The sequence below is a fragment of the Glycomyces algeriensis genome, assembly GCF_027622855.1.
GTDB lineage: Bacteria > Actinomycetota > Actinomycetes > Mycobacteriales > Micromonosporaceae > Glycomyces > Glycomyces algeriensis.
In genome coordinates, this window is the sequence record NZ_JAPZVR010000005.1 from 20,800 (window position 1) to 36,461 (window position 15,662).

14 protein-coding genes are annotated in these 15,662 nt (G+C 71.9%); 6 read left to right on the top strand and 8 right to left on the bottom strand.

Going from position 1 to position 15,662, the window contains the following annotated elements:
• Positions 1-253: 253 nt before the first annotated feature.
• From O2L52_RS10915 to mqnB, 7 genes are all read right to left on the bottom strand, one after another.
• Positions 254-1,258 carry a hypothetical protein gene (locus O2L52_RS10915; RefSeq protein ID WP_270115423.1) on the bottom strand — a complete coding sequence of 335 codons (1,005 nt, stop codon included), beginning with the start codon at positions 1,256-1,258 and terminating at the stop codon, positions 254-256.
• Positions 1,259-1,526: 268 nt separating this feature from the next.
• Positions 1,527-1,760: a hypothetical protein gene (locus O2L52_RS10920; protein WP_270115424.1), complete on the bottom strand. Its 234-nt coding sequence runs from the start codon at positions 1,758-1,760 to the stop codon at positions 1,527-1,529.
• 22 nt (positions 1,761-1,782) lie between these two features.
• Entirely contained in the window at positions 1,783-2,229 is a 447-nt protein-coding gene (gene yidD / locus O2L52_RS10925; protein ID WP_270115425.1) for a membrane protein insertion efficiency factor YidD, read from the bottom strand.
• Positions 2,230-2,729: 500 nt separating this feature from the next.
• On the bottom strand, positions 2,730-3,635 hold the full coding sequence (gene larE / locus O2L52_RS10930; RefSeq protein WP_270115426.1) for an ATP-dependent sacrificial sulfur transferase LarE: 906 nt from the start codon (positions 3,633-3,635) through the stop codon (positions 2,730-2,732).
• 248 nt (positions 3,636-3,883) lie between these two features.
• Positions 3,884-4,282 carry a cold-shock protein gene (locus tag O2L52_RS25465; RefSeq protein ID WP_344471440.1) on the bottom strand — a complete coding sequence of 133 codons (399 nt, stop codon included), beginning with the start codon at positions 4,280-4,282 and terminating at the stop codon, positions 3,884-3,886.
• Between the two features lie 113 nt (positions 4,283-4,395).
• Positions 4,396-5,223 (bottom strand): 1,4-dihydroxy-6-naphthoate synthase, encoded by an 828-nt coding sequence (locus O2L52_RS10940; protein ID WP_344471703.1) that lies wholly within the window; start codon positions 5,221-5,223, stop codon positions 4,396-4,398.
• Between the two features lie 30 nt (positions 5,224-5,253).
• On the bottom strand, positions 5,254-5,868 hold the full coding sequence (gene mqnB / locus O2L52_RS10945; protein ID WP_270115428.1) for a futalosine hydrolase: 615 nt from the start codon (positions 5,866-5,868) through the stop codon (positions 5,254-5,256).
• A 344-nt stretch (positions 5,869-6,212) separates the two neighbouring features.
• Between mqnB and O2L52_RS10950 the strand changes: the two genes are divergently transcribed.
• The gene (locus O2L52_RS10950) at positions 6,213-6,992 is read left to right on the top strand and encodes a DUF3027 domain-containing protein (protein WP_270115429.1); all 780 of its coding nucleotides are present in this window, start codon (positions 6,213-6,215) and stop codon (positions 6,990-6,992) included.
• A gap of 7 nt (positions 6,993-6,999) precedes the next feature.
• Here O2L52_RS10950 and O2L52_RS10955 read toward each other — a convergent pair whose 3' ends face one another.
• Positions 7,000-7,308, bottom strand: a complete 309-nt coding sequence (locus O2L52_RS10955; protein ID WP_270115430.1) for a DUF2530 domain-containing protein — start codon at positions 7,306-7,308, stop codon at positions 7,000-7,002.
• A gap of 220 nt (positions 7,309-7,528) precedes the next feature.
• Here O2L52_RS10955 and sepH point away from each other — a divergent pair, with 220 nt between their 5' ends.
• The 5 genes from sepH to glmS all read left to right on the top strand — a co-directional run bounded on the left by sepH (position 7,529) and on the right by glmS (position 15,586).
• Positions 7,529-8,551 carry a septation protein SepH gene (gene sepH / locus O2L52_RS10960; protein ID WP_270115431.1) on the top strand — a complete coding sequence of 341 codons (1,023 nt, stop codon included), beginning with the start codon at positions 7,529-7,531 and terminating at the stop codon, positions 8,549-8,551.
• A 482-nt stretch (positions 8,552-9,033) separates the two neighbouring features.
• Positions 9,034-10,344: an MFS transporter gene (locus O2L52_RS10965; protein ID WP_270115432.1), complete on the top strand. Its 1,311-nt coding sequence runs from the start codon at positions 9,034-9,036 to the stop codon at positions 10,342-10,344.
• A gap of 348 nt (positions 10,345-10,692) precedes the next feature.
• Positions 10,693-11,352 carry an RNA 2',3'-cyclic phosphodiesterase gene (gene thpR / locus O2L52_RS10970; protein WP_270115433.1) on the top strand — a complete coding sequence of 220 codons (660 nt, stop codon included), beginning with the start codon at positions 10,693-10,695 and terminating at the stop codon, positions 11,350-11,352.
• Between the two features lie 136 nt (positions 11,353-11,488).
• Positions 11,489-13,426, top strand: a complete 1,938-nt coding sequence (locus O2L52_RS10975; RefSeq protein ID WP_270115434.1) for an outer membrane protein assembly factor BamB family protein — start codon at positions 11,489-11,491, stop codon at positions 13,424-13,426.
• A gap of 285 nt (positions 13,427-13,711) precedes the next feature.
• Positions 13,712-15,586: a glutamine--fructose-6-phosphate transaminase (isomerizing) gene (gene glmS, locus O2L52_RS10980; protein ID WP_270115435.1), complete on the top strand. Its 1,875-nt coding sequence runs from the start codon at positions 13,712-13,714 to the stop codon at positions 15,584-15,586.
• Positions 15,587-15,662 lie beyond the last annotated feature (76 nt).

Below are 15,662 nucleotides of genomic sequence, written 5' to 3' on the forward strand. Positions count from 1 at the left end.
CACGTGCGCGCCAAAGCGGCACCGGCCGCAGCGGTCGACATCGCAAGCGGCGAAAGCAAAGCGCGCTAGCGGCGCCGATGGCGAGCGAGATTGCGATTGCGGCAACGGCCCACGTGAGCGCCGTTTGCGCACGGGCGCGAGTGAAGACGAAGGCCCGCAACCGAAAACGCGGCCACTAAAGCGCCGCCCGCCGGCGCAGCCCCGACGGAAAAGGGCCGCGCCCTCAGGCACGGCCCTTTGAACGTCTTGCGGCTCAGGCGGTGTCGGCGTCGAAGTCGGTCGCCAAGAGCGCCTCGACCGCCGACCCGTACATGGTCTCGGCCGACTGCGAGACACTGGCGAGCCCGATGAAGCCGTTCACGCCGTCGACGTCCACGACCAGGATCGCGGTGTCCTCGAACAGGTCCGCGGTGTCCGCCGAAGCGGTCCAGGAGTTGCGCCACTCGGCGAGCACGCCCGGGCGACCGTCCACTTCGACCTCGGTGTACGTGATCTCGCCCATCTGGTAGCCCTCGACGGTGTCGAACCCGTCGGCGAGCCACACCTCCGCGGCGACGGCCGCGGTCGCGTTCAGGTCCGCCGGGTCGTACGGGGCGACGCCGCCGTTGTACAGGCCGACACCGAAGAAGGAGATCCAGTCGTTGCCGTGCGGCAGGTAGTAGCCCTCGGCGTCGTCGAGCAGCCCGTACGGCTCCCCGGGACCGAAGAACGGCTCCCAGCCCTCGCCGGGGATCGGCGTGACCGAACCGAGCGAGGGCACCTCGAGATGCGTCCCCGAGGGTCCGGCCGGAGCCTCCGACTCCTCGCCGCCCCCGTCGCTGCCCTCGTCCTCGCCGCCGCCGGGCGTGTTCTCGGCGGTCGCCGAGTCGTCCGAGGCGGTCGGGTCGCCGTCGTCATCGCCGAGGAAGTAGTACCCGCCGAGCGCGCCGAGCGCCATGAGCACGACGACACTCACGACGAGGATCGCGGTGCCCGCGCCGCTCTTCGTGTTCGGCTGCACCGGCGGCGGCCCGTACTGCTGGTACGGGAGCTGCTGGCCGGCGGCCGGGTCGTACTGCGGGTACTGGGCCTGCGCCTCGGGCTGGCCCGGGTACTGGGGCTGCCCGGAGTACTGCGCGGACGCATGGGGATCGGCCGAGTAGGGGCTGCCGCCGACCTGCCCGGGGGCGTAGCCTCCCGCGGGCGGCTGCGCGCCGGGCTGGGAAGGCCCGTACTGGCCGCCGGGCTGACCGGCGGGGTCTTGCGGGGGGTACGTCATGAACCGATCGTATCCGGCAGCCGCAGCCCTCGCCCCCCTCAGGTTTGACCCCTCGCCGGGGCCGGCGAGCGGTACCGGCGGCCCGTTCGGCGACGCGTGCGGACCGCGAATGGGAGGACCAGACATTAAGCCGGGACGGGTGCCGCACCCGCCCCGGTTTCAGGGATCCGAAACTAATCCCTAGTATTCCCGCCCTGTCAAGAGCGGTTTCGTTAGCGAACCATTACCGTTCCTCGTCCCATGGGCGAGAACGACTCGGCAATCCGCGCTAGTGGCGCTCGTCGTCCAGGATGCGCGTGGCCACCGGGCCGGAGTGCTCGTAGTAGATCGTGCGGGCGGGCAGCGGGAAGGCGGAGGTGCCGAACGGCGAGCCGGCCCCGATGTGGCCGGACGTGAACTCACCGACCTCCAGGTGTCCGGGCTTGACGGCGCGGCTGCGGGTCTTCTCCGCGTCGCGGCCCGCATTGTCGGACCGGCGGCTGGCGATGTTCGAGTCACTCATGCGCTGGATTTTATCGGGCCCCTCAGCGGCCGGGCACCCGATCACGGGTGCCGGGTGTCACGCCCGGGCGGCACCGCAGCACCCGCCCCAGCGCGAGCCGCCCGCCGACCCACAGCCCGTACCGCGACACGGCCCGGTAGCCGAAGCCCGAACAGCTCGGCACGAACCGGCACTGCACCTGCACCCGCGGCGAGAGCCACCGCCGGTAGCCCGCGATCAGCCGCAGCCCGAATCGCCGCGGACCGCGCCGGTGCCGCTCCCGCGCGACCGCCAGCCGCTCCGGCGTCAACCGCCCGAACCCGAAGAGCACCAACGCGAACGCGTGGAACGGCCCCGGATCGGTCGCCCCGCCGCACGCCGCCGCGCAGGCGTTGCACGGCCCGCCGGGACCGCAGGCCGCGCCCAGCGGCTCGCCGCACCCGGCCGAGCACCCCGGCTGGTAGGCGCTGGCGCAGCCCGAAACCTCCACAGGACCGTTCTACACGTGGAGCCGCCGCTGCCGCGCCCGGCCGAGGGAAAGGAGTTGCCGCAGTGGCGGAAGTGCACGCGAGCGCTCCGAATCGAGTGTCGATTAGGGATGCTTAGGAAGGCTCCGCCATAGATGCGCGTACACCGCCCGTTATGAGCTGAACACCCCTATATCAGGGAATTGCCAGGGACGGTTCAGGGCGCGCTCAGCCTCATGTCCCACGGTGGGGGCCTCGGGGAATGAGGGGTTCCCGAGGGGTTATGGACCCGGTGAGGCGGATCTTCGGACTCATCCTCCACTGACGATCGCCGCTGACCCGTCTCGCCGGGTACTCCATGGCCCACCTGCGCCCCAAGGTCTCTGCGCCGGCGATACCGAGCGTTCCTCTTAACTCATTCGATGTCACACCTTGATGTCAGGGTTATAAACCGGGGGTCCATCGTGCGGAACATATCCGGAATATCCTCATAAGCCACCCTCCAGTCTGCCGGGTCGGCGGCTCAGCGGTAGCGCTCGGGATTGGGGAGCAGCTCGTTCATCGCGCCGGACCGGAACCCCTGCTCGTCAAGGCGCACCTCGGTGAAGCCCGCGACGGCCGCGAGCACCTCCGGCCGCCCGGCCACCGCCGACACGAGCTCGGCGTCGATCTCGACCTTCGCGGTGTCGCCGCCCATGTCGCGCACCCGCAGGTTGCGCACCGGGATCGCGGCGTCGGCGAGCGCCTGCCGCAGTGCGTACTCGGCGTCGGCGACGCGTTCCAGCCCGCCCGCGGTCACTTCGACCCCGTACGCGATGCGGCTCGCGAGGCAGGCCGCCGCCGGCTTGTCCCACGTGGGCAGGCCCCACGCCAGCGAGGCGGCGCGGATCTCGGTCTTGCTGAGCCCGGCGTCGGCCAGCGGCGTGAGCGCCCCCGCGTTCGCGGCGGCGCGGATGCCCGGCCGGAACCCGGCCCGCACGTCGTCGGCGTTAGTGCCCGTGGCGACCGCGGCGATGCCGCGCTCGGCGGCCAGCGGCGCGACGACGCTCATCAGCTCGGTCTTGCAGAAGAAGCAGCGGTCCCCGGCGTTGGCGCGGTAGCCCTCGCGCGAGAGCTCGTCGGTGGCCGGGGCGTGGTGCGCGATCCCGAGCCCGGCCGCGAACTCGCGGGCGCGCTCGAGTTCGATGCGCGGCAGCGAAGGCGAGACGGCGGTCGCGGCCTCGACCCGCTCCGGGCCGAGCGCCCGCACGGCGGCCGCGAGCAGGAACGCGGAGTCCGCGCCGCCCGAGAACGCCACCATGAGCGACGGGAGCGAGGCGAGCCGGTCGAGCAGGGCCTCGACGCGGTCGGCGGGCACGCCGTCGGGGCCGGTGGAAGCGCCGGCCGCGGCGTCGGTCGTCGGGGGAGTCGCCTGAGCCTGGGAGGTCACCTCACAGAGACTATCCCGAGGCGCGCACTCGCCCGTTTTCAACGGGCATTCCGGATATGTTCCGCACGATGGGCCCCCGGTCTACAACCCTGACATTCAGGTGTGACACCAAGTGGTACAAGAGCAACGCTCGGTATTGGGGGTCGGGATGTGTGGCGGAAGGAAGAGGCCGTCGCCGTCGCTACGGGAGGTCGCCAGAGCGATGCTCGGCGTCGGCGCCGGCATGCGCGAGGCGGCCCGCAGGCGCCTTACTCGAGATCTCCCGCGACCGCGCGGAGCAGTTCGGCGATCTTCGCCCCGGTCTTGCGGTCCGGGCGGCGGCCGCGCGAGAGGGGCGGCATGACCTGCTGCTCGAGCACCCCGATGAGGTCCTGCAGCAGGCTGTTCAGCTCCTCGGGCGAGCGCTTCGGCGTCTCCGACGCCGGCGCCGCGCCGGCCTGCGGGGCGGCGACCACGTGCAGGCCCATCGCCTGGACCCCGCGGCGCGTGTCGATGATGCTGTACTCGACCTTGGTGCCCTTGGCGAGTTCCTCGACGCCGTCGGGCAGCGCGTCGCGGTGCACGAACACGTCCTTGCCGCCGTCATCGCGGGAGACGAATCCGAATCCCTTCTCGGCGTCGAACCATTTCACTCGACCACTGGGCACCGCTGAACCTCGAACTTCTCGTCTGCAGGGAACTGATGAGTCCGTCAAGCCTAGCGTGGCACGAACCGCACCGAATCGAACGCTCGGGTGACGGGACGGCTACGCGACCGCTCCTACGGGACCGCGATCGTGAGCTTCGGGACCAGCCCGAGCTCGGCCGCGCCGCCCAGCAGCCGCTCGACCGCCGAGCGGCCCTCAGCCCCGAGGTCCCGCGAGAACTCGTTCACGTACAGGTCGATGTGCATGCGGCACACGTCATCCGACATCTCCTGCGCGTGCTCGGCCACGTACGCGCGACTCGCCTCAGGGTGCGCCCACGCGTAGTCGAGCGAGGCTCGGATCGCGGCGGTGACCGCGTCGGTGTCGAGATGGGACTTCGCGACGATCGCGCCGAGCGGGATCGGGCAGCCGGTGCTCCCCTCCCACCACTCGCCGAGGTCGACCAGTGATCGCAGGCCGTACTCGCCGTAGGTGAAGCGCGCCTCGTGGATCACGAGCCCGGCGTCGAAGCGGCCGTCCCGCACCGCGGGCATGATCTGGTCGAACGGCACGACCTCCCACGCCACCTCCGGCGAGCCCAGATCGCGCAGCCACAGGTTGAACAGCATGAACGCGGTGCTCCGGTCCGAAGGCACGGCCACGCGCTTCCCGGCCAGGCCGGCCGGGTCGTCCGCCGAGATCCCGTCCGCAGTGAGCACGAGCGGCCCGCACCCGCGGCCGAGCGCGCCGCCCGCGGGCAGCAGCCGCCACTCGTCGCCGAGGTACGGCAGGGCCGCGTACGAGACCTTCGCGACGTCGAATTCGCCACGTGCGCAAGCGGTGTTGGTGACGTCGATGTCCGCGAACGTCAGCCGCGTCGCCGGAGCGCCGTCGATGAGGCCCGAGGTCCACGCGTGGTAGATGAAGGTGTCGTTCGGGCACGGCGAGTGCGCCAGGTGCAGCGGGGCACCCGTCTTCGAAGCGTCCACGCGCTAAATCTCCCTGATCCCGGTCGTGAGCGACTTCAGGGCCGCGCCCCAGTCCCACTTCTCGACCTCGCGGTCGCCGATGTAGTTGGAGACGCCGCGGATCTCCGCGAACGGCAGCCCGGCCTGCTGCGCGGCCGTGGCCACGCCGAACCCCTCCATGGCCTCCCCGATCGCGTCGGGGTAGCGGTGGGCGAGGTTCGCGGCGATGCCGTCCGAGCCGGTGATCGAAGCGAGCGTGAGGATCTCGCCGCGCACGCCCTCGACCGCGACGGTGAGGACGGTGTTGCAGCCGATCCGGTTGGTGCCGAAGCCGAGCTCGTCGATCGGCTGGAAGCCCCAGGGGAGCGCGACGCCGAGCTCGGCGGCCACCGAGTCGGTCGCGATGAGGAGGTCGCCGATCCGGGCCTTGCCGCGGAACGCGCCGCAGATGCCGGCGTTCACGACCACGTCGTACGCGCGGCCCATCTGGCTGTTCTCCGCGATGGTCCGGGCGGTGGCCGCCGCCGCGGCGGCCGGTCCGACACCGCAGACGAGGACGTCCAGCTCATGGCGGAGCGAGCGCCCGGCCTCGACGGCCTGGGCTTCCTCGGGGACCGCGCACACGACGAGTATTCGCATGCCCTCAACGCTACCGGTCTCACCGGGGCCGCGGACGGCGCCGGAGCCGTGGCGAACACCTCCCGGCCCGGTGGACGAGTCCCGGCCCTGAACACCTCTCGGCCCTCTGGCCCCCGGACGAGTCCCGCCCTGCGAACCTCGGCCCGGCAGACGTGCCCGGCCGCGAACACCTCCCGGCTGATGGACACCCCGACGCCCCGACCCGCAGACGCGCCCCTTCTGCGAACACCTCCCACCCCGGCACCGTCGGCCTCCCGGCCCCGCGGCGGAGTGTGGTGCATTCCGCTCCCCGCTGGGCGCACCGTCCGCCGGGTCCGGCCGCGAGCTGACCTATGCTTGAAAGCGTGCCTGACACCTCTACCGCCGCCGCCAAGGCCCGCAGCCGCAAACCGCGCCTGGACCGGGTCCTCGCCGACGCCCTCGACCTGGCCCGCGAGGCCGCCGAAGAGGCCGGCGAAGGAGTCGGCGAGCACCTCGGCGTCGAAGCCGAGACCGAGCGAGTCGTCACCCACTACTTCGACTGCACCCTCTCGGGCTACCGCGGCTGGCGCTGGGCCGTCGTGCTCACCCGCGCGCCGCGCGCCCGCGTCGCCACCGTCTCCGAGTCCGCGCTCCTGCCCGGCCCCGAAGCCCTCCGCTCCCCCGCGTGGGTGCCGTGGGCCGACCGCCTCCAGGGCGGCGAGGTCGGCACCGGCGAAGTCCTCCCGACCGAGGACGACGACGACCGGCTCATGCCCGCCTACCAGCTCTCCGACGACGAGGCCGTCGAGGACATCACGTTCGAGCTCGGCCTCGGCCGCGAACGCGTGATGAACCGCGAAGGCCGCGCCGAGACCGCGCAGCGCTGGTACGACGGCGACCGCGGCCCGACCGCGCCGATCGCCGAGGCCGCACCGGCCCCCGCGCGCTGCGGCACCTGCGGGTTCTTCCTGCCGCTGGCCGGTTCCATGCGCCTGGCCTTCGGGGCCTGCGCGAACCTGTACTCCTCCGAGGACGCCCGCGTCGTCTCGGCCGACCACGGCTGCGGCGCGCACTCCCAGATCAGCGAGTTCGTCGACACGACCCCGCAGGGCGTGGAGAAGTCCGAGGTCATCTACGACGACGAGGGCTCCGAGCTCCTCTAGCGCTTCGCTAGCCGCGGTGCTTGCGGTCGGCCACGGCCATCCCGGCCGTGCCGAGGAGGCCGATGACCACGCCGGCGAGGGCGCAGGCGCCCCACCATTCGCGGCCCGAATCGGCCAGCTCGTCCCGGAAGATCTGCGTCAGCACCAGGGCGACCGCCCACAGTAGAGTGCCGATCGCGGCGATCGGCATCATGCGCAGTTTCACCGCTTCGGGAGCGGGCAGCTCAGGGGTCCGCTTGACGCGCTGGTAGGCCTCGCGCGGGGACGCCGACGAGCCGGACGAGGCCGGTGGCTGGGAAGTTCCGTCGGTGGACACGCTGCCAATGTACGCTGCGTCAGTGCCTGCGACAATCGGTCACGCTGACATGAAACGGCGTCGCGTCGACGCGAGCGGGCAGGGGCGCCGCGGGATTCCTTGTAGCCAAGGCGATCCGTTATCGGCACCCCGCCGGTTGTGGTCCGCCGGTAGGGTTGGGCGTACGCTCGGATGAGCTGGCGATGCGGCGCTGACAACGACACGCGAGGGGTGGAAAGGCATGAGGCCGGTACGGTTCGTAGCCCTCTCAGAGGATGGTCATGCGCTGGTGCTCGCCGACGAACTCGGGAGGCTGCTCGCGTTGCCGATCGACGAGCGTGTCGCCGCCGTCGTGGACGTCCCCGAGGGCGGCAGCGCCCTTCGGGCCAAAGTAGAGGGTGCGCCGAGCCGGCCCGAAGCCTCTCGCCGCCCTGTGCCGCAGCGCCCTCCTGCCGTCAGCCTCTCTCCCCGCGACATCCAGACCCGCATCCGCGCCGGCGAGAGCGCCGAGGACATCGCTGCGTCCGCGCAGGTCGCGGTCGACCGCGTCCTGCGCTACGCCGGGCCAGTGCTCCAGGAGCGCGCGATGCTCGCCCAGGCCGCTCGCCGCTCGCGGCTGGCGACCTCGGAGCGCGGCGAGCGTATGTCCAATGTGGTCGATGTGAAGCTCGGGACGCACGGGGTGGACCCCGAGGCGGTCTCGTGGGACGCCTGGCGCACCGAGGACGGCTCCTGGCTCGTGCAGGCCTCGTGGTCCTCGGGCAAGACGACCGCGCGGGCGCGCTGGAAGCTCGACCGCGCCCGCCAGACGGTGACGCCGGACGACGAGATGGCGCAGTTCCTCTCGACGCCGCTCCCGCAGCAGATGCCCGGCCACCAGGAGCCGATGTCGGAGCTCGGGGTGCGCCCGGGCGATCCGGTGCGGCCTTCGCGCGACCCGATGCACGGGCTGCGCGACCGCGACGACGACGGTTCGCACCCGGACCCGCTGCGGCGCGACCGCCTGCGCGAGGTGTTGGAGCGCCCGCTCGACGACATGGCGGGCCGCGGCAAGCGGACCTCGCAACTGGGCCTGCCCGGCACGTCCGCGCCGGAGCAGCGCGAGACGCCGGAGGTGCCGTCGCTCGCGGTGCTGCGCCCGGGCAAGCGCTCGGTGGCCGAGGACGACATGAACACACTGCCGCTCGCCGCGGCCGGCTCAAAGCCGCGCAACCAGCTCCCGGGCTGGGACGACGTGCTGTTCGGCTCCGCCGACAAGAAGTAGAGCGGCTCCGCCCACAAGAAGCAGACCGGCTCGGCCGACAGGGAGTAGACCGGCTCTGCCGGCGAGAAGTAGCGCGGCTCCGCCGGCAAGGAGGAGGACGGCTCCGCAAGGAGAACGGCTCCGCCCGCAAGAAGGAGACCGGCTCTACCGACCAGAAGTAGCGCGGCTCCGCCGCCAAGTGGCAAGGCGCGCAAGCGAACGCGAGGAAGGCCCGCAATCTGTTCGATTGCGGGCCTTTGTCGTACCCGCATGAGACGGTGTCCTTTTCACTGGTAGTGGTGAAGGTGGGACTGGGCGGGTACCCGGGGCCACCCGTATGGCGGGGCAGACCTGACGGTCCGTCCCGTTTCCGCGCCTCGATCGCCCGAAGCGGATGCGGCCTCGGAGCCTCCCGGCGGCCGCGGCGGCACCGCCCCGCGGTTTGCGAGAACTCGATCACGGTTACTGGCTAGCCGACCGGTAAGTAGATATCCTTGCATGCAATGTCCCCGGTCATCCTCAGTCAGCTGCAGCGCACCTTCCGCGCGCTCGCGTACCCCGGCTTCCGCATCTACGCCGCCGGGCAGCTGCTCGGCACCCTCGGATTCTGGCTCCAGACCACCGCCATCAGCTGGCTCGTGCTCGAGCTCTCCGGCAACTCCGGCACCGCCCTCGGCTGGACCCTCGCCCTCCAGTTCGGCCCGTTCCTCCTCTTCGGGCTCCAGGGCGGCAAGATCGCCGACAGCTTCGACAAGCGCCGCGTCCTCCTCCTCTGCTCCCTCGGCTCGGCCACCGTGACCGCCGGCCTCGCCGCGGTCGTGCTCACCGGGCACATCGAGCTGTGGATGGTCTACGTCGGCATGTTCGCCTTCGGCTCGGTCTCCGTCATCGAAGGCCCGGCCCGCCAGGCGTTCTACTCCGAACTCGTGGACCGCGAAGCGCTCCCGAACGCCGTCGGCCTCGGCAGCGCCATCTTCAACATGAGCCGCATCGCCGGGCCCGCGCTCGCCGGCCTGCTCATCGCGCTCACGTCCACCGGGACAGTGATCGTGGTGTGCGCGTTCATCTTCCTCGGCCCGGCCCTGGCCTGCACGGTCCTGCTGCGCCGCAGCCTCTCCAACCCGGTCCGCCGCAACGCCGCCTCCGGCGGCATCCGCGACGCCCTCCGCTACACCGCCGCGCGCCCCGACATCATCGCCGTCCTCATCGGCTCGCTCCTCGTCTCCGGCTTCACCTTCAACTTCGCGCTCACCCTCTCGATGCTCGCCCGCACCGAGTTCGAGACCGGCGCCGACTCGTACGGCCTGCTGCTCACCGCCCTCGCGGTCGGCGCGCTCGCCGGGTCGCTCGCCTCCGGGCGCCGCTCGACCCGCCCGAGCCTGAACACGATGCTCGCCTCCGCGGGCCTACTCGGGGTCGGCACGCTCTTCGTGGGCTTCGCCCCGACCATCTGGTCGGCGATGGCGCTCCTTGCGCCCACCGGCTTCGCGATGGTCTACTACGCGCAGGCCGCCAACCAGCGCGTCCAGATGGGCGTGCGGGCCGACTTCCGCGGACGCGTGCTGAGCCTCTATATGCTGGTCTTCCTCGGCTCCACCGCCGTGTTCGCGCCGATCGTCGGCGTGTTCATGGAGGTCTACGGCGCCCGCGCGGGCCTGTGGCTCGGCGGCATCGTCGGCATCGCGACGCCGCTCGCGCTCGCCCTGGCCAAGCGGGCGCAGCTGAAGCGCCGCGCGGCGGCACTCGAGCCCGGAGCGGTCGGTCCGGTCGGGCCGAACGCGCGCCTCGCGAGCGTCCCCGAAACGGCCGGCTGACGGCCGAAGGCGCAACCGGGCGGTTCGCGCCATAGTGCGGGGACGAGTATTCATTCACTCTTATCCGGCGATTCCCACTTCCTGAAAAGAAGCGGACCCGCTCGGGTCCCCGAGTTGTCCGAGTGCTCCCGTCCTACCCGTAACCTCCTGCGCCTCCACCGCCTCAGGCGTGAACACGAGTGTTACTTCGACGAAATTACTGTCCCGTCCCGTGGGATTTCACTGAATTAACCGATAGGCATGCTGCGAGGATAGGTCACATCGTGACAGCCCCGACCGCGCCGCGCGACACACCTCTCGCCGCAGCGCGTGTCACTGACCCCGAGTAGAGCCCCTGGAGGGAATCCAGTGAGTGCCTCCGCCACCGCGGTCCCGCAGGCCGCGACCCAAGTGCGCACCGAGCGCCTCTTCGCCGCGCTCCCGCTGCCGGACAACGCCGTCGCCGACCTCGCCGAAGTCGTCGCGGACCTCAACATCGCCCGCCGCGGCGCCCCCAGCCGCCCCGGCGCGATCGGCCGCCGCACGCCCTCGTCGCGGCTCGTCCGCTCCGAGAACTGGCACCTGACCCTCTCCTTCCTCGGCGAGGTCCCCGCCGACCGCTGCGCCGAGACCGCCGAGGTCATCGCCGCCGCGGCCCGCGAATCCGAGCCGATGCGCCTCTGCGTCTCCGGCGGCGGCAGGTTCGGCCGCGGCCGGTACTCCGTCGTCTACGCCGGGCTCGACGGCGACGTCGCCGCGCTCGTGGACCTCGTCCACCGCATCCGCGCCGGGCTCATCGCCGGCGGCCTGCCCGTCGACCAGAAGCAGTACCGCCCGCACGTGACCCTCGCCCGTCCCGGCGACCGCGTCACCAACCAGCAGGCCGCCCAGGACCTGCTCACCCTGCGCCGCTACTACGGTCCGAGCTGGACGGCCGGCGAGGTCGTGCTCTACCGCTCCGACTTCGGCAAAGGCCCGGTGGGCGTGCAGCCGCTGTACACCCCCGTCGCCGCAGCGCCCCTCGGCTGAGACCCGAAAGGGCACCGGGCGACGCCGCCGCCGCCCGGTGACGCCACGGACCCGCCGCCCGCGCCCGCGGGAGAAACCGCCTCGCGATCTGCTCGAAAGCACCGCTCTCGGCAACCGTGACCGGTAGAAAGAGGGCATGTCCCACAGCGCCAGCGGCACCGGCCGCTCCAGCACCGCCGCGTCCCCGGCGGCCCAGAGCGGCGGCACGTCCCGGGCAGGGCGACCGCTCGCCCGGGTCTCCCTGCGCGCCGCCGGGATCACCGCTCTCGTCTGCTGGGCGGTACTCCTCGTCTGGGCCTCCTTCGGCACCGGCGCGAGCTCCGGCTCCTCCGGCGTCTACATGATCATCGGCACCGTCGGCTCCGTCCTGCTCGTCGCCGTCGTCATCGCCACCGCCGCCACCCACGCCGGCCTGCGCACGATCATCGCGGCGCTCTTCGCCGCCGTGTTCGCCGCCGTCGCCGGATGGACCGTCTACTCCTCGATGCCCGAGGCCGGGCCCGGCCAGTTCATCACCCACCGCGCCGGCGTCGCCGCCCTCGCGTACGTCTTCGGCGTCGTCGGCGGCGGCCTCCTCGCCCTCTCCGAGTTCGTCGTCGAGGGCTACTCGGGCGGCCGCGCCCCCGCCCCGAAGCAGATGCGCCGCAAGGTCGCCGTGCTCTCCACCGCCATCGTCGTCATGCTCGCCGCCGCCCTCGCGCCCGCGATGCAGCGCTGGGCCGAACTCGCCAACCAGGACATCCTCATCGGCGACGCCGCCGCCACCGGCAGCGCCACCGACCCCGGCCTCGACAGCCTCGCCGACCTCGCCGGCGTCGGCCGCTTCACCGACACCCCGTACGGGCTCCTGCGCACCGACCACCCCGCCAAGCCGACCCCGCAGGCCGTCACCATGCTCGACCCGGCCACCGGCGCCGCCGTCTGGTACCACCGCCGCTGGAACTGGTTCTCCTCCCAGCCCCCGGTCCTCTCCCAGGCCCAGGACCTCGTGGCGCTCACCGGCCCCCGCGCCGACAACAACGGCGACTTCCAGGCCCGCGTCCTCGCCGCCCGCGACGGCGGCGTGGTCGCCACCGCCGACTTCAACGGCTCGCCCGGCGTCCTCCTCGCCCTCGCCGACGACCGGCTGCTCTACACGAAGGACAAGAGCGAGACCTTCAGCGTCTACGACTTCGGCGGCGGCCTGGCCTGGGAGGCCGCGATGCCCGACGGCTGCGAGGGCACCGCCGCGCAGCTCGCCGGGGGCCGCGCGCTCGTGCTCGCCGACTGCGTGCCCGCGCCCGACCGGTCCGTCGCCCGCGACCTCGTGCTCGCCTTCGACCTGGAGGACGGCGCGCCCGCCTGGCAGCAGGAGATCGACAAGAGCGCGGTGGTCGTCCCCGAGTCGTTCCTGGTCACCGAGGACTCGATCGTCCTCGACAGCCGCATCGAGCACCGCGTGACCGACGGCCCGTTCTCCGCGCGCCGCTTCGAGCACCAGCTGATCGCCTATGCGATCGAGGACGGCGCCGAGCGCTGGCGGGCGGCCGACGAGACGTTCGGGTCCACGAACTCCTCGGCGTGCGGCGGGACCCTGCACTTGTCGCAGCCGACGTCCGCGGCCGCGTCGGGCGTGACGGCGGGCGGGGATTCGAAGGCGCAGGCCCAGGTCCAGGCGTCGGAGCGGCGCACGGTGCAGATCATCGAGTGCTACTCGGCGCAGGACCGCGAGGGCTCCTGGCTCGGGGTGCTGGCCTACGACGCGGAGACGGGCGAGCGGTTGTACCGCAAGGCGGTGCGGCTGGGCTTCACGCCGCTGGACCCGGAGGTCGCGCGCGGGTGGGCCGCGGTGCTGCCGGACAACCGGGCGATGCTCGCGGCCGACCTCTCGCTCGACCCGACCAGCCCGGACTGCCGCCTGTACGCGATCGCGGAGGGCCGGGCCAAGGAGGTCGCGTTCGCGGCCGAGAGCGCCGACGGCACGCCGATCCCGGCGAACTGGTGCCACGACGCGCAGCTCAGCCCGGTCGGCACCGGTGCGGCCGTGAGCTTCGTGGACGAGAACGGGACCCGCGGCATCGCCGTTGTCGAATGAGCGCCTGGAGTGAGTTCCTGGGTGATCGCCTCGGGTGCGCGCACCGTCTGAGCGGCATGGTCCGGCGGACGTGACGCCCGCACTGCGGCGGTTGCGAGCGTGATTCGCGACGGGCGCACTGCGGGCATTGCGAGGGGCGCTCGCGGTGCCGGGCCGGGGAGCTCGGGAAACGCGCGGTGTCCCGGTGGTGAACGGGCCGCGAACGCCCTGAATGATCAAACGGTGTGATCAGTTCTAGGTCATCCGCGCATGAGTGATGCGCAAAACTGTTGTAGGGTTCTTCGCATGTGTGGAATCGTTGGATACGTCGGGGCGCGCAGCGTCGTCGACGTCGTGATCGACGGCCTTCGCCGTCTCGAGTACCGCGGCTACGACTCGGCGGGCGTCGCGCTCGTCTACCAGCCCGAAGGGGCCGACCCCTACCTGGCGTTCGACAAGAAGGCCGGGAAGCTCGCCAATCTCGAGGCGGTCCTCGACGGGCAGGACCGCTCGCTCGAGGCCTCGTGCGGCATCGGGCACACCCGCTGGGCCACCCACGGCGTCCCCTCCGACCGCAACGCCCACCCGCACCTCTCCGCGGACGGGCGCATCGCGCTCATCCACAACGGCATCATCGAGAACTTCGGGCAGCTGCGCGCCGAGCTCGAGGCGGACGGCGTGGAGTTCCTCTCCGACACCGACACCGAGGTCGCCGCCCACCTCCTCGGCCGCGAGTACGCCGCGGACGGGGACCTCACCGAGGCCATGACCCGCGTCTGCGCGCGTCTCGAAGGCGCCTTCACGCTCCTGGCCGTGGCCGCCGACGACCCGGACACCGTGGTCGGCGCCCGCCGCAACTCCCCGCTCGTGGTCGGCCTCGGCGACGGCGAGTACTTCCTGGCCTCGGACGTCGCCGCGTTCATCGCCTACACGACCGACGCGGTCGAGCTCGGCCAGGACCAGATCGTCACGATCAGCCGCGAGTCCGGCATCACCGTGCGCGGCTTCGACGGGAAGCCCTCCGAGGGCAAGCCGTTCTCCGTGGACTGGGACATCGCCGCCGCCGAGAAGGGCGGCTTCGAGACCTTCATGCGCAAGGAGATCAACGAGCAGCCCACGGCCGTCGCGGACACTTTGCGCGGGCGCATCGACGAGACCGGGCAGATCGTCCTCGACGAGGTCCGCATGTCCGACCAGGACTTCCGCGACATCGACAAGGTCTTCATCATCGCCTGCGGCACCTCGTACCACGCCGGGCTCGTCACCAAGTACGCCATCGAGCACTGGACGCGCATTCCCTGCGAGGTCGAGCTCGCCAGCGAGTTCCGCTACCGCGACCCGGTGCTCGACCGCTCCACACTGGTCGTCGCGATCTCGCAGTCCGGCGAGACCATGGACACGCTCATGGCCGTGCGCCACGCCAAGGACCAGAAGGCCCGCGTCCTCTCCATCTCCAACACCGTCGGGTCGACGATCCCGCGCGAGTCCGACGCCGTGCTCTACACGCGCGCCGGGATCGAGGTCGCGGTCGCGTCCACGAAGGCGTTCCTCACCCAGCTCGCCGCCTGCTACCTGGTGGGCCTGCACCTCGCGCAGGTGCGCGGCATCAAGTACGCGGACGAGGTCTCGGCCGTGCTCGACGAGCTCGTGGCCGCGCCCGGCAAGATCGCGAAGGTCATCGAGAACCTGGAGCCGGTCCGCGAGATGGCGCGCCAGTGCGCGGCGCTGGGCACCGACCGGGTCCTGTTCATCGGGCGCCACGTCGGCTACCCGGTCGCGCTCGAAGGCGCGCTGAAGCTCAAGGAGCTCGCGTACCTGCACGCCGAGGGGTTCGCCGCCGGCGAGCTCAAGCACGGCCCGATCTCGCTCATCGAGGACGGCACGCCGGTCATCGCGATCGTGCCGAGCCCGCGCGGCCGCTCGCTCCTGCACGACAAGATCATCTCCAACATCCAGGAGGTGAAGGCCCGCGGCGCGAAGGTGATCGCCATCTGCGAGGAGGGCGACCGCATCACCGCCGCCCACGCCGACTTCGTGTTCGAGACCCCGGCCTCGCCGACGCTGCTGTCGCCTCTGCTCACGGCCGTGCCGCTGCAGGAGTTCGCGGCCGAGCTCGCCACGGCCCTGGGCCGCGACATCGACCAGCCGCGCAACCTCGCCAAATCGGTGACCGTGGAGTAGCCCCGGCTCCTCGACGACGAACGTGATCTGACCGAACGGCCGATACGGGCGGCCCCGCGTGCAGGCGTCAGCCGCA

Coding starts and splice junctions, on each gene's coding strand:
- O2L52_RS10915 (WP_270115423.1), bottom strand. CDS start 1,258: ATGACGTACCCCCCGCAAGACCCCGCCGGTCAGCCCGGCGGCCAGTAC.
- O2L52_RS10920 (WP_270115424.1), bottom strand. CDS start 1,760: ATGAGTGACTCGAACATCGCCAGCCGCCGGTCCGACAATGCGGGCCGC.
- mqnB (WP_270115428.1), bottom strand. CDS start 5,868: ATGCGAATACTCGTCGTGTGCGCGGTCCCCGAGGAAGCCCAGGCCGTC.
- sepH (WP_270115431.1), top strand. CDS start 7,529: ATGAGGCCGGTACGGTTCGTAGCCCTCTCAGAGGATGGTCATGCGCTG.
- O2L52_RS10965 (WP_270115432.1), top strand. CDS start 9,034: ATGTCCCCGGTCATCCTCAGTCAGCTGCAGCGCACCTTCCGCGCGCTC.
- O2L52_RS10975 (WP_270115434.1), top strand. CDS start 11,489: ATGTCCCACAGCGCCAGCGGCACCGGCCGCTCCAGCACCGCCGCGTCC.
- glmS (WP_270115435.1), top strand. CDS start 13,712: ATGTGTGGAATCGTTGGATACGTCGGGGCGCGCAGCGTCGTCGACGTC.